This is a genomic window from Dietzia psychralcaliphila, from assembly GCF_003096095.1.
In the GTDB taxonomy this organism is placed as follows: Bacteria; Actinomycetota; Actinomycetes; order Mycobacteriales; family Mycobacteriaceae; genus Dietzia; species Dietzia psychralcaliphila.
This window is the reverse complement of the sequence record NZ_CP015453.1, coordinates 2,525,229-2,538,335: the sequence shown is the minus strand read 5'-3', so window position 1 is coordinate 2,538,335 and position 13,107 is coordinate 2,525,229. Positions and strand designations below refer to the sequence as shown.

The following is a 13,107-nucleotide window of genomic DNA, read 5'->3' as shown; positions in this document are numbered from 1 at the left end:
CCCTCAACCGTCGCCCCTCAACCGTGACCCTCGACCGTGGCTCCTCAACCGCCGCCCCTCAACCGTGAAAGATCCGTCGGTACGCCGCGTTCATGGCGGCGGCGGGCAGCCTTCGGTAGGTATTGCGGATGAGGTAGTTGGCCACCGCGCGGGGGCGGGAGACCATCCCGGCGTCGACGAGGGTGCGCTGGATGGTGCGTTCGGACGCGGTGAGCTCGCGGCTCTTCCTACGGGAGAACTGCGCCTGCGTGACGCGGAACTTCACCAGCGGTTCGGGCAGGTTGTGGAAGCGGTAGCCGGCGCCGAGGAGCCGGATCATCAGGTCGTAGTCCTCCTGATAGGGGACGTGGCGGTAGCCGCCGACGGCACGGATGGCGTCGGTGCGGGCCAGCAGCGACGGGTTGTTGACGGGGTTGTTGATGCGGGCGTACCGGGCGATGTCCTCGTGGTCGGTGGGGAGGGCGCGTACGGCCTTCGGGTGTTCCGGGTCGGTGTCGAACTCCAGCATCGCCGAACCCAGGACATCCACCCCGAGGGTGCGTGCGGCGTCGAGTTGCCGCTCGAACCGCTCGGGCAGGGAGATGTCGTCGGCATCCTGACGGGCTACCCAGCTGGTGCGGACCTCGTCGAACCCTCGTTGCGAGGCCGCGGCGGCCCCGAGGTTGTGGGGCAGGGCGAACCGGCGCAGGCCCGCGGTGGAGTCCAGGACCTCGCGCAGCGCGTCGGGCAGGGGGCCGTCCTCCACGACGATCACCTCGGCCGGGTGAACGGTCTGAGCCCGCACGCTGTCCAGGGCGTCGCGGAGCTGCGAGGGCGCGATTGCGTGATACACGGTGAGCAGGACGGTCAGTTCGGTGTCACGCATCGGGGTCCTCGGGATCGGGTCGAGTAGGAGTGGGTTGTCTGGCGGCGTCTGCGAGAAGTATCCCGAATGCGGCGATGCCGGTCAGACCCTGGGCGTTTCCGACCAGCCACTGCAGCAGGTGGGCCGCGGGGTCGAGGGGTGTCAAGGAGTAGGCGAGGTGGGTGCCGATCAGGTGCGCCACCACGAGGGCCGCCAGCGCCAGTCGCACCGGGAGGCGGCGGGAAGCCAGGAGGAGCGGAAGGGCGATGAACATCCCGGACCAGTGGTGGGTTACGGCCACCGGCGAGGCGATGAAGACGCCGAGGGAGACCAGCATCAACGCGTCCACGGGACGGTCATCGCGGATCAGCAGACAGGCGCCCCAGGCCGCCGCGGCGGCCGTGAGCAGGAAGAACCCGTAGACGGCAAGGTCCAGCGGGGCACCGGTCAGGCCGGCGCGGGCCAGGAGGCCGCTCAGGGCCTGATTGGGGACGAACTCGGGTGGCCCACCGCGGTCGGTGAGGAAGAACTCGGTGGTCCAGAAGTACGCCGAATCGGCCGGGCGGACGAGGTGACCCAGCACGATCGTGGTCACAGCCGCGCCGAGAGCCCGCACGAGGGACGCCCAGTCCTTTCGGGCGAGGAACATCAGGGCGAACGCGGCCGGGGTGAGTTTGACCCCGGCGGCCAGGCCCACCAGGACACCGCGGACGCGGCGGGGGGTGAACCCCAGGACGTCGGCGGTCACCATCAGGACCAGGAAGACGTTGATCTGGCCGAAGCCCAGGTTCGCGCGGATCGGCTCGAGCAGCAGCGCCACACCGGTCAGCGCGAGCGCCAGGGCCATGGCCCCGTGTAGTCGCAGGCGGGTGGCGACCATGGCCAGGATCGCCCACACCGCCGCGATCGTCGCGGCGGTCCAGGCGACCTGGGCGGCCGTGGCGGCCAGGGGTGCCAGCGGGATGAAGGCGATAGCGGCGAAGGGGGGATAGATGAACCTGAACCCCGAGCGGGTGGGGAAGTCCTCCGAGTACAGGTCCCGCCCCGCCAGCATGGCCTTCCCGGCGTCCTGGAACACCTGCAGGTCCAGCATGAACCCGGTCAGCGTCTGCGTCATGACCACGACAGTCACCGCCACGCTCAGCGTCAGGCCCGCGGCCACACTGAGCCCGCGGGTCGTGGTGGTGGGTCGGCTCATCGTCAGTGGCCGTCGCCGAGGTTCCCCGAGAGCTTGTCCAGACGCTCCTGGCTGGAGCCGTCCAGGCCGATGATCTCGACGGTCTTGCCCTTGGCTGCGTACTTGTGGGTGATCGCGTCCAGGGTGGCCACGGTGGAGGCGTCCCAGATGTCGGCGTCGGTCAGGTCGATGACCACGTGCTGGGGATCGCCGGTGTAGTCGAACTGGTAGACCAGGTCGTTGCTGGAGGCCCAGAACAGCTCGCCACGAACCCGGTAGGTGCGGATGTCGATGGTGCCGTCGTGGTTCGAATCGAGCTCGGAGACCTTCTCCAGGCTGGTCATGTGTGCCACACGGCGGGCGAACATGACCATCGCGGTGAGGACACCGAGGATCACGCCGATCGCCAGGTTGTGGGTGATCACGGTGGCGGCCACGGTGACCACCATGACGACGGTCTCGCTGACGGGCATCAACCGCAGGGTGCGGGGATGGATGGAGTGCCAGTCCATGGTGGCCACCGAGACCATGATCATCACCGCGACAAGCGCGGCCATGGGGATCAGGCCGACGATGTCGCCCAACGCCACCACGAGGATGAGCAGGAAGACGCCGGCCAGCAGGGTGGACAGCCGGGTGCGGGCACCGGACTGCTTGACGTTGATCATGGTCTGGCCGATCATCGCGCAGCCACCCATGCCGCCGAAGAAGCTGGTGACGATGTTGGCCACGCCCTGGCCCCATCCCTCACGGGTCTTGTCGGTGCGCACTTCGGTGATGTCGTCGACGAGTTTGGCGGTCATCATCGACTCCATGAGCCCGACCAGCGCCATGGCAAAGGCGTAGGGCGCGATGATCTGCAGCGTCTCCAGGGTCCACGGGACGTCGGGGATGAACAGCGACGGCAGCGAGCCGGGCAGCTCGCCCTGGTCGCTGACGTCGGGCATGCTCCAGCCGAACAGCACCACGAGGGCGGTGAGCGCCACGATCGCGATCAGTGGGGCGGGCACCGCGGCGGACAGCCTGGGGAAGAACACCATGATGGCGATCCCGGCCGCCACCATCGGGTAGACCAGCCACGGCACACCCAGCAGGTGGGGGATCTGGGCGGTGAAGATGAGGATGGCCAGGGCGTTGACGAACCCGACCATCACCGACCGGGGGATGAACCGCATGAGTCTGCCCACGCCGATCAGACTGAGGACCACCTGGATGATGCCCGCCAACAGCACGGTGGCGATGAAGTAGTCCAGCCCGTACTCGCGCGCCACGGGTGCGATGACCAGGGCTATCGCGCCGGTCGCGGCGGAGATCATCGCGGGCCGTCCGCCGGTGAAGGCGATCGTCACGGCCATGGTGAACGAGGCGAACAACCCGACCCTCGGGTCCACTCCGGCGAGGATGGAGAACGAGATGGCCTCGGGGATCAGCGCGAGCGCGACCACCAGCCCGGCCAGCACCTCGGTCCGCAGTCGCCTCGGGGACGAGAAGGCGTACCTGAACGAGGCGAGAACGCCGACCGGGGCCAGGTCGTCATCGTTGGTCGGCTCGGGGTTGGTCGATCCGGGCGAGCCGGCGTGGGTGGGTGCTGTCACGAAGGGGTGTCCTGTCCGCGGAGGGCCAATACGCACTCTCCCGTTACGGGAGGGTTAGAAACCTACCGTAACGGGAGAGTTGGTCGACCGCGAAACCCGGTGCCGCACTGTGACCAACGACACCGCGGGGCGGCGCCGCGACGGGGTCGGCCCGGAGCGTCACGCCAGGAGCGAGGCGTCCACCTCGTCCCATGAGCTCGCGCCGCAGAGCGACATCGTGAGATCGATCTCGGCCAGCAGGTTGTCGAGCACCTCGCCGACCCCCTGTTGGCCGGCGATGGCCAGGCCGTAGATGTGTGGCCGCCCGATCGTCACGGCGTCCGCCCCGCACGCCATGGCCTTGACCACGTCCGTGCCGTTGCGGATTCCCGAGTCGAACAGCAGCGTCGGCTCCGGACCGACGGCGGCGCGGATCCGTACGAGGGCGTCGAGCGTGCCGATCGATCCGTCCACCTGGCGGCCTCCGTGGTTCGAGACCATCACCGCATCGACGCCCATGTCGAAGGCCCGCTGGGCGTCCTCCGGGTGCAGGACGCCCTTGAGGACGACCGGCAGTCGCGTCCGATCCCGCAGCGTCGCGATGTGGTCCCAGTTCAGTGCCGGATTCGAGAACGTGTCGAGGAAGGTCTGGACGGCGGCGCGGGTCTCCGGAGCACTCAGGTTCCTGCGCAACCCGCCCGGATGATTCCGCGCCATCTCGAACAGCGTCTGAACCGCCTTCGGTGTGACCTTGACGGAATCGGACTGGGTGCCGGACGCGGCACCGGCGTCCTGTGCGACCCGCTCGGCCACCATCTCGGAGAAACGCGGATCCGACGTGTACTGCGCGATCCCGACCCCCCGCGTGAACGGCAACGAACCGAGGTCGAGATCCCACGGCCTCCATCCCAGAGTCGTGGTGTCCAGGGTGACGACCAGCGCCCCGGCGCCGATGTCCTCCGCACGGGAGATGAAGCTGTCGACCAGCTGCTCGTCCCTGCTCCAGTACAGCTGGAACCAGCGTGGGCCGTCCTTCATGGCGTCGGCAGTGGATTCCATGGGCGACGAACCCTGCGAGGACAGGATGTACGGCAACCCGCGCTCGGCCGCGGCACGGCCGATGTGGACGTCGGCGTCACGACGTACCAGTCCGGCGGCGCCGATCGGAGCGACCAGCACCGGTGCCGGGAGCCTCTGCCCGAGTACCTCGGTCGAGAGGTCGCGCCGGTCGGTGCTGCGCAGGACGCGGGGGACCAGTTGGCGCCGGTCCAGCGCGTCGCGATTGCCGCTCATGGTCACCCCGGAGCCGGCTCCGCCGTAGACGTAGGCCCAGGCCCGTCTGCCGCCGGGCCGTCGCATGAGCGCGCGGCGCGCGGCGGCCTCGAGCTTCTCCGCGCTGGTCGGTACCTTCGGAGTGATTCCCGAGACGCCCGCCCGGTAGATGACGTTCTGGCGAGCCCGGCCGGGGGCGGTGTCCTCCGGCTCGACGCCGACATGTCCAGCCGATTCGTCGACGCCGGCATGTCCAGCCAATTCGTCGGCGGCGTCGCCGTGGGGGCCTGCGGGGGAGGTCGCGAAGTCAGACGTCATACCGGCGAGCGTACTGAGGGTTCGGACGCGCAGAGGGCTGCGGGCGAGGTCAAGCGAGGGCGTGGAGGACCACCAGGCCGGCCGCCCCGCACGCCGCCGCCACGAGGAGTGAGGTGAGCGTGCCGATGATGAACCGCTCGCTCACCGCGGGGTTCTCGCGGATCTCCGGATAGCGGCCCAGGGCCTTGATGGCCACCACCACGGCGGCCAGCTCGAAGCGACCGGCCAGGATCGCGGCCGTGAGCCCGACGCGTTCCAGGATCCCGATCCACATCCCGCCCCGCAGTACCTCGCGGACCTGCGGTTCGGAATTCTCGCGCCGCTGCACCACCGGGCTGCGGGAATCCCCGCTGACCTCTACTGTCGGCGGGTCGGGCACGTGCGCGGACCTCAGGACCAGGGAGGCGATCGGCGATCCGAGCCCCGCCGAGGCGAGCAGGCTGAGCACCACCACGATCGTGATGGGGATCCACTCGGGCCAGGTACTCATCGTGCGCCCCCCGTCGCCGCGGCGTGCGCGCCGGCGAGGAGACGGTCGAGCGCGGGGTACGCGGCCCGCTCCTCGCGGATCCGTGAGAGCCGCAGCGCGCCGTTGACCGAGGCCGGGGTGATGTCCAGCTCGAGTGCGGCCGCCGCCTGGGTGTGGGAGCGGTCGACGGCGTCCACCACCCGCCACTGCGCCTCGGTTCGGTCGAGGATGAGGGGGGCGGTGAGCCCCCACACGGCCTCGCAGTCGGCGGCCCAGGCCGCAGCGTCAGCCCCGGGCCGAGACCTGGGCGCAAGCGTGGCCCCGGTTCCGGCTCCGGATTCGGTTCCTGTACCTGCGCCTGCTCCTACGCCTGCCGGGACGCGCACCGCGACCGAGCTGCTCAGTCCCTTGGCCGCCTCGACGGCGTCCCGCGCGGCGAGATAGGCGGGCCCGCGGCCGGCCCGTGTTCCGGAGGCGTAGGAGTCGTCGTCGACCTCCCCGGCTCCCACGCCGCAGTGCCATTCGCCGCCGCGGAGGGCCACGAGAAGTGCGGAACGCACCGCGGCGGGGTCCGTGACCAGGCCCTGGACCTCGTCGCCGGCCGTGCGTTCGAAGGCGGCCGCGCAGGGGATATCCGCGAGGGCTTCGAGCAGGCCCGGCACCAGGTCCTCGGCGACCCGGCTGCCGCGCTGGTCGATCGTCACCACGTACATGAGGCGATCCTGCCACATCTGCACGACATGAGGTGAATATGCCTAATTTCAGCGAATTAGCCGAAAGCGCCTAATGGGGGCGACTAAGGCTCGTGGGCCTCAGGTGGTGACCGGCCTGCCGATGTCCGCGGCCGCGTCGCCGAAGGTCTGCTTGCGCTCGCGGTCGCGGACCTTCTCGCCCCACGAGTCGAGCCGGGCGCGGCCCCACGGGGTGCGGTATCGCAGGCCGTTGAGCGTCACGAGGTAGGCATGCGCCCACGGCGGCCGGACGGGCAGGCCGAACTCGCGCATGGACTCGCGGCCGAGTAACACCGTGAGCATGCTCAGCAGTCGCTCGTGCCCCACCCACGCCTGCACGCCGGGGAGCGGCCCGCTGCGCTTGCGCTGACGCTGCGCCGCGACCAGGGCCTGGGTCAGTTGCGGTCCAGCCTCGCTGAGCCCTGCCTGGGCCAGCAGGATGTGATAGTTGATCCGGTGCCGGTCCCTCTCGCGGCTGACCAGGAAGTCGTCGTCGACCCCCATCAGCCATCCCACGTAGCGCCACACGTGCATCACGGCGTCGGAGTCCCGGCGGGACATCGGCACGCCCAGGGTGCGCACGCCCAGCAGGACAACGGCGTCGAAGAGGCCGAGGGTGGCGGCCAGGTCGCTCTGGCTGATGGGCAGTCCCCACCGTCCGGTGTCCCAGCGCGGCTCCATCGCCTCGTTGACCACGGCGTGCATGGCCCGCACGTGCCCGGTCAGGCGCCACGACTCGCCGCCCGGCCGCAGCCCGTCGGGGATCGAGAGGGACATGGTCCAGTGGCTGGTCTCGGCCAGGCGACGCAGCGTCGTGTTGCCGGTCAGGCCGCCGGTGGCCACCAGGAGGTCGGTGGGTCCGCCGAAGCGGTAGCCGCCGATCAGCGAGAGTTGGAGCAGGATGTCCGCGGCGTTCTGGCCCAGGCGCAGGTACACCTTCTGGCCGTGGGCGATCTGGTCCCAGTCGACCCAGTCCGGGGTGTCCTCGAGGAGGGCGATGTACTCGCGGAGCACCTCGGGGGCGTCGTCGGGCAGACCCGCCGAGCCGCTCGTGAGGGCCTCGTCGAGCTGCCGCCGGCTCACGGCCCCGGGCTCGCCGGACCGCAGCCGCATGGCGCGGGCCAGGCGGGCGCCGGGCTCGTCCTTCTCCAGGTATCCGCGGCCCAGGCGGTCCATGAGCTGCTCGTCGATCTGGTCCACGCGGGCGATGTGCTTGAGGGCGCGACCCATGCGGCGGGAGCGGTCCTCGGCCTCGCGGTATCGGGTGGGGTACGGGGAGGTCACGGTGTCACGCTCAGGCGCTGTGGTCATGGTGCAACTATGACGCGAGTAATTACTCGCATACAATTCGCGTTCATGAGAAAGGTCCCCCAGCAGGCACGTTCCCGGGCGATGGTCGAGCGGATCGTGGAGGCGGCTCGCGTCGTGCTCGTGCGCGACGGCTACGACTCGTTCACCACCAACCGCGTCGCCGACGAGGCCCGGGTCAGCCCGGGCTCGCTGTACCAGTACTTCCCGGACAAATCGGCCCTGGTCACCGAGGTCATGGACCGATGGTCGGCGGAGATCTCCGACCGGGTTGCCGCCTCGCTCGCCGGCGCCGGTCCAGTCGACGTCCAGAACCCCGGCACGGTCCGCTCCATCGCCGACGCCCTGCTGACCGCGCTGGAGGTGGACGCCGGGCTGCTGCGGATCGTGTGGGAGGAACTGCCCGCCGTGCGTCACCGGGCCGCGCAGCACGCACTCGAGCTCCGGGTGCGTGAACTCCTCGCCGTCTACCTCTCCGCGTCGGGGGTCACGGCCGGTGACCCCGCCGCGCGCGCGTGGGTGATCGTGATGGCAGTGGAGAACGTGGCCGTGCGCTGGGTGCTGGATCAACCCCGGATCACCCGGGAGGCCCTGTTGGACGAGTTCACCGCCCTGGCCGGGGGGTACGGCCCGCGCGGGTGAGATCAGGGCAGGTGCGGGTGAGATCAGGGAATCCCCCGAGGCGGGCCGTGGCGAGTTTTCGGCAGAATGGCACTCAATGACTATTCGCCCCCGCCGCGGCTGCGCTGTGGCCCTGTCCCTCGCCGCGGCCGTGGTGGCATCAGCCTGTTCGTACGGGCCCACCCGTGAAGCCCCGGTCGCCATCCCGCCCGGCATCCCACCCGCCGCCGGAGCTCCCGTCCCTGCCGTCGACATCAATGCCCCCGGCCGGACCTCCGATCAGCTGCGGCCCTGGGCGCAGGGGATCAACGAGCAGATGAACATCCCGGTCGCCGCCCTGGCCGCCTACGGCAACGCCGCCGAGACCATGCGGCAGACCCGGCCCGAGTGCAACCTGGCGTGGACGACCCTCGCCGGGATCGGGCACGTGGAGACCCGGCACGGCCGCTACCGGGGAGCCTCCCTGAACGACGACGGCTACGCGCTGCCGCCGATCATCGGTATCCAGTTGGACGGCTCGCCCGGATTCGCCAACATCCCGGACACCGACGGCGGGGAACTGGACGGAGACCAGGAGTTCGACCGTGCCGTGGGGCCCATGCAGTTCATCCCCGAGTCGTGGCGCAAGTACGGAGTTGACGCCAACGGCGACGGGCGGGCCGACCCCAACCAGATCGACGACGCCGCCGTGGCCGCCGCCCGGTTGCTGTGCGAGAACGGGGGAGACCTCTCGGTTGCCGAGAACTGGCAGCGGGCCGTGCTGGCCTACAACGCGTCGCGGGAGTACGTGATGGATGTGCGCGACTCCGCGGCGGCGTACTCGGTGGGGACCACGGCGCCGTAGGGGGAAGCGTAGGCCGCAGCCGGAAGGGACCGTAGACCGCCGGGTTCCCGGGTGGAACTAGTGTCGTGAGTCGGCGAGACCCACAGACGCCCTTCACCATCGGCGGGAGCCCCACACGCATGTCAGCACCCACATCGACGCGCCGGCAGGACACAGGCATCCCGTCGACCGCGAACGGGCTCCTGCTCCGGGCGATCGGCCGTCGAAAGCGCCTCGTGGGCCCCGGGCTGGTGCTCATGACGATGTGGCAGCTCTGCGAGGCGCTGGTACCCATCGCGATCGGCGTGATCGTCGACCGGGCGATCATCCCTCTCGACGCGACCGCGATGCTGTGGTCGGTCCTCGGGCTCATCGCCTTGTTCACGGTGCTGAGCCTGAGCTATCGCTTCGGCGCCAGGCTCAGCAACCGGGCCCTGCAGGACGAGGCGCACGATCTGCGGGTGGAGGCCACCCGGGTGCCGCTGACCAGGCGCCGCGCCATGGACGACGCGAGCTCGGGTGACGTGCTGTCCGTGTGTTCGGCCGACGCCGACGTCGCGGCCCTGGTGTTCCGCCAGATCGCCCTGGGCGGGTCCGCGCTCATCGGCATCGTGGGCATCTCGGCCTACCTGCTGTGGACCGATCTATTAGTGGGGCTGATCGTCCTGATCGGCGTCCCGTTGAGTCTGGTGCTGGTGGCGCTGCCCAGCCGCGTCATCTCCCGGCACAGCACCGCCCAGCAGACGGCCATCGGCATGGCGAGCAGCCGCGCCACCGACATCATGACGGGTCTGCGCGTGCTCAAGGCCGGGGGCGGGGAGCGCTGGGCGGCCGAGCAGTACCGCGACGCCTCCCGTGCCGCCGCCGACGCGGGCATCGTCACCGCCGAGCGGACGGGCCGGGTCCAGGGCATCGGGTCGCTCGGCATGGCCGTCGTACTGGCCCTGGTCCTGCTGGCCGCCGGCTACCGAGTGCTGTCCGGGGAGATGGCGATCGGCACGCTGGTCTCGGTGGTCGGCGTGGCCGTGTTCTTCGAGGAACCGGTCCGCCTCATCACGGCCATGGTGAGCATCTTCGCCCGGTCCCACGGTGCCGCGCAGCGGCTGGTCGACCTGCAGGCGTCGGCGCCGGTCGACGAGTCCGGATCGGAGGTCCCCGAGGGATCGCACCTGCAGGTGAGCGGCTTGGAGCTGCCCGACGGCCGGGAACTGGACCTCGAGGTGGCGGCGGGGGAGATCGTCGCGCTGGTGGTCGAGCAGCCGGCCGCCGCCGACGCGGTGACCCTGGCGATGGCAGGCCACAGCGACGGGGCCGACGCCGTGCTGGTCGGTGGGCATCGACGCAGCAGCCTGGCCGCGGCGATCGCCGACCACGTCGTCGTCGCCCCCCACCGCGTGGACCTGTTCGTCGGCACCATCCGCTCCAACATCGCGATGAGCCACGACGGCGGGGGACACGGCAGCACGAGCGACGACGGCGGGGGTGACGGCGCACAACACGACGGCGAGGCCCACGTCCGCGTCCCGGTCTCCGACGACGTCCTGCGCGCATCGGCCGTCGCCGAGATCATCGAGCACCTCCCCGACGGCCTTGACCACGTAGTCCAGGAGGGGGGCCGCAACCTCTCCGGCGGCCAACGCCAGCGGATCGCGCTCGCCCGCGCTCTGCACGCCGACCCGGACGTGCTGGTGCTGCACGACCCGACCAGCGCAGTGGACGCCGTGACCGAGTGGGAGATCGCCCAGGCCGTGCGCCGGCTGCGTACGAGCCGGCCGGGGCGGTCGACGCTGATCGTCACCTCCTCGCCGCCGTTCCTCGCGACCGCCGACCGGGTGGTCCACCTTCCGCGGAGCGGCGAGACGCACTCAGGCACCCATCTCGAGCTGCGCGAGTCGTCAGCCAGTTACCGGACAGCGGTCGACCGATGAGCAGCACAGACACCAGCGGTACCGGAATCAGCACCGCCACACACACCGAGACCGGTGCTGCAGAAGCGCCGGGCAACGCCGGGGCCCTGGTGACCACCGGGACCCTTCCCCTGGCGAGTGGCCGCGAGTCCCTCGCCGTGCTGTGGCCGCTGCTCAAGGAACGCCGCGGATACCTCCTGCTGGTCTGCCTGACCGGTCTGGTCGCCTCCGTCGCAGGATTGGTGGCGCCGTGGGTGATCGGCTGGCTCGTGGACGTCCTGCCCGGGAGTCAGGACTACGCCGCGGTGTGGGTCGGTGCGGGGGCGATCGCCGCTGCCGGCATCGTGGGCGCCGCCTGCACCTGGGCCGGACAGGCCTGGCTCGCCCAGCTGACCGAGCCCACCGTGGCTCGGCTGCGTGAGATGGTAATGGACCGCTCCCTGCGCCTGGGCGCGGCGCAGATGGAGACCACGGAGACCGGCGACCTGGTCTCCCGCGTGGCCGAGGACGCCCGCGAGATCAGCCAGGCCGCTACCGCCGTGGTCCCGCTGGTGGTGCAATCGCTGTTCACGGTGATCGTGTCCGGGGTCGGGCTGGCCACGGTGGACTGGAGGCTCGGGCTGGTGGGCTTGGTCGCGCTGCCCATGTACTGGACCACGCTGCGCTGGTACCTGCCCCGGTCCGGCCCCATCTACGCCGCGGAGCGGGCCGCCTTCGGCACCCGTGCCAGCCGGCTCCTCGGCGGCATCACCGGATCCCGGACCCTGCACGCCTTTGATGCCCAGGACTCCGAGCTGGACCGGATCACCGGCGCCTCCGGGCGGGCGCGGGACCTGTCCATCCGGGTGTTCTACTTCGTCACCCGCGCCTTCAGCCGGAACAACCGCGCCGAGGTCACGGTCCTCGGGCTGCTGCTGGTCGTCGGGTTTGTCCTGGTGGACGCCGGCACGCTCACCGCCGGCGCCGTGACCACCGCCGCGCTGCTGTTCCACCGGCTGTTCAACCCGATCGGCGCGTTGGTGGGCATGGTCGACCAGGTCCAGTCCGCCGGGGCCTCGCTGGTCCGGATGGTCGGGGTGATCACCATGCCAGTGCCCGAGCGCACCGCCACGCTCGAGTCGGCCACCGACCAGCACGGTGCGCTGGACCTGTCCGGCGTCAGCCACTCCTACGGCGGGGGAGCACCGGCCCTGATCGACGTCGACCTGACCGTCGCGCCGGGTGAGGTGGTGGCCGTGGTCGGGTCCACCGGTGCAGGCAAGAGCACCCTGGCGCTGGTCGCCGCCGGGTCTGTGGTGCCCACCCACGGGAGCGCCCGCATGGGCGGGGTGCCGCTGGCCGACATCGACCCGCTGGCCCTGCGGCAGCACATCACCATGGTCTCCCAGGAGGTGCACTCCTTCGCCACCACCATCGCCGAGAACGTCCGTGCGCCCCGCCCCGAGGCCGGCCTCGCCGAGGTACGCGCGGCCCTGCAGACCGTCGGGGCGGACTGGGTCGATGACCTGCCCGACGGCGTCGACACCGTGATCGGGGAGGGCGGGCACCCGCTCGATCCGATGCAGGCCCAGATGATCGCCCTGGCCCGCGTGGAGCTGGCCGACCCGGACGTGGTGATCCTCGACGAGGCCACCGCCGAGGCCGGGTCCGCCGGTGCCCGACGCCTCGACGCGGCAGCGGCTGCGGTGCTGAAAGACAGGGCTGGATTGGTGGTGGCCCACCGGCTGAGCCAGGCCGCGACCGCGGACCGGATCCTGGTGGTGGACCACGGCCGGATCGTGGAATCGGGCACCCACGAGGAACTGCTGCGCTCGGAGGGGCGGTACGCCGAGCTCAGTCGGGCGTGGTTCGGGGGAGTCTGACGGCCCGCGGGTCGGCTGGCACGCCGCGGCGCCGGACTGCGCGTGGTGGCACCGGGGTACACGTCGTGGTGCCCGGCAAGGCGTCAGGGCGCCGGGTTGCGCGCCCGGAATGGTCCAGACGCGCAGCACACCCTGGCTGAGCCCTGGCAAAAGAGACACGTAAGCCGATCAGGGCGCGTACTCCACCCTGGCGGCGACCAG

Annotated in this window: 11 protein-coding genes; 4 read left to right on the top strand and 7 right to left on the bottom strand. The window is 70.8% G+C overall.

The genetic code is table 11. The features are described from left to right. Positions 1-58: 58 nt before the first annotated feature. From A6048_RS11605 to A6048_RS11575, 7 genes are all read right to left on the bottom strand, one after another. Positions 59-865 (bottom strand): glycosyltransferase, encoded by an 807-nt coding sequence (locus A6048_RS11605; RefSeq protein ID WP_107746534.1) that lies wholly within the window; start codon positions 863-865, stop codon positions 59-61. Beyond that, on the bottom strand, positions 858-2,042 hold the full coding sequence (locus tag A6048_RS11600) for a glycosyltransferase 87 family protein (RefSeq protein ID WP_107746535.1): 1,185 nt from the start codon (positions 2,040-2,042) through the stop codon (positions 858-860). Before A6048_RS11600 ends, A6048_RS11605 begins: the two co-directional genes overlap by 8 nt. Positions 2,043-2,044: 2 nt before the next feature. Next, positions 2,045-3,550, bottom strand: coding sequence for a SulP family inorganic anion transporter (locus A6048_RS11595; RefSeq protein ID WP_107746677.1), 1,506 nt, complete (start codon positions 3,548-3,550; stop codon positions 2,045-2,047). Positions 3,551-3,775: 225 nt separating this feature from the next. Then, positions 3,776-5,185 carry an alpha-hydroxy-acid oxidizing protein gene (locus A6048_RS11590; protein WP_107746536.1) on the bottom strand — a complete coding sequence of 470 codons (1,410 nt, stop codon included), beginning with the start codon at positions 5,183-5,185 and terminating at the stop codon, positions 3,776-3,778. A gap of 49 nt (positions 5,186-5,234) precedes the next feature. Then, positions 5,235-5,675 carry a hypothetical protein gene (locus A6048_RS11585; protein ID WP_107746537.1) on the bottom strand — a complete coding sequence of 147 codons (441 nt, stop codon included), beginning with the start codon at positions 5,673-5,675 and terminating at the stop codon, positions 5,235-5,237. Beyond that, positions 5,672-6,367: a hypothetical protein gene (locus A6048_RS11580; RefSeq protein WP_107746538.1), complete on the bottom strand. Its 696-nt coding sequence runs from the start codon at positions 6,365-6,367 to the stop codon at positions 5,672-5,674. Before A6048_RS11580 ends, A6048_RS11585 begins: the two co-directional genes overlap by 4 nt. A gap of 99 nt (positions 6,368-6,466) precedes the next feature. Then, positions 6,467-7,696: an oxygenase MpaB family protein gene (locus A6048_RS11575; RefSeq protein ID WP_107746539.1), complete on the bottom strand. Its 1,230-nt coding sequence runs from the start codon at positions 7,694-7,696 to the stop codon at positions 6,467-6,469. 45 nt (positions 7,697-7,741) lie between these two features. Between A6048_RS11575 and A6048_RS11570 the strand changes: the two genes are divergently transcribed. From A6048_RS11570 to A6048_RS11555, 4 genes are all read left to right on the top strand, one after another. Then, a complete protein-coding gene (locus A6048_RS11570; protein WP_235027373.1) occupies positions 7,742-8,335 on the top strand; it encodes a TetR/AcrR family transcriptional regulator in 594 nt (197 codons plus the stop codon). Between the two features lie 76 nt (positions 8,336-8,411). Next, a complete protein-coding gene (locus A6048_RS11565; protein ID WP_107746541.1) occupies positions 8,412-9,158 on the top strand; it encodes a lytic transglycosylase domain-containing protein in 747 nt (248 codons plus the stop codon). Between the two features lie 119 nt (positions 9,159-9,277). Beyond that, positions 9,278-11,065 (top strand): ABC transporter ATP-binding protein, encoded by a 1,788-nt coding sequence (locus tag A6048_RS11560; protein WP_235027372.1) that lies wholly within the window; start codon positions 9,278-9,280, stop codon positions 11,063-11,065. Further along, positions 11,062-12,906 carry an ABC transporter ATP-binding protein gene (locus A6048_RS11555; protein WP_107746542.1) on the top strand — a complete coding sequence of 615 codons (1,845 nt, stop codon included), beginning with the start codon at positions 11,062-11,064 and terminating at the stop codon, positions 12,904-12,906. The genes A6048_RS11560 and A6048_RS11555 overlap by 4 nt, the downstream gene beginning before the upstream one ends. Positions 12,907-13,107: the final 201 nt, after the last annotated feature.

Coding starts and splice junctions, on each gene's coding strand:
- A6048_RS11605 (WP_107746534.1), bottom strand. CDS start 865: ATGCGTGACACCGAACTGACCGTCCTGCTCACCGTGTATCACGCAATC.
- A6048_RS11600 (WP_107746535.1), bottom strand. CDS start 2,042: ATGAGCCGACCCACCACCACGACCCGCGGGCTCAGTGTGGCCGCGGGC.
- A6048_RS11590 (WP_107746536.1), bottom strand. CDS start 5,185: ATGACGTCTGACTTCGCGACCTCCCCCGCAGGCCCCCACGGCGACGCC.
- A6048_RS11585 (WP_107746537.1), bottom strand. CDS start 5,675: ATGAGTACCTGGCCCGAGTGGATCCCCATCACGATCGTGGTGGTGCTC.
- A6048_RS11580 (WP_107746538.1), bottom strand. CDS start 6,367: ATGTACGTGGTGACGATCGACCAGCGCGGCAGCCGGGTCGCCGAGGAC.
- A6048_RS11575 (WP_107746539.1), bottom strand. CDS start 7,696: ATGACCACAGCGCCTGAGCGTGACACCGTGACCTCCCCGTACCCCACC.
- A6048_RS11570 (WP_235027373.1), top strand. CDS start 7,742: ATGAGAAAGGTCCCCCAGCAGGCACGTTCCCGGGCGATGGTCGAGCGG.
- A6048_RS11565 (WP_107746541.1), top strand. CDS start 8,412: ATGACTATTCGCCCCCGCCGCGGCTGCGCTGTGGCCCTGTCCCTCGCC.
- A6048_RS11560 (WP_235027372.1), top strand. CDS start 9,278: ATGTCAGCACCCACATCGACGCGCCGGCAGGACACAGGCATCCCGTCG.
- A6048_RS11555 (WP_107746542.1), top strand. CDS start 11,062: ATGAGCAGCACAGACACCAGCGGTACCGGAATCAGCACCGCCACACAC.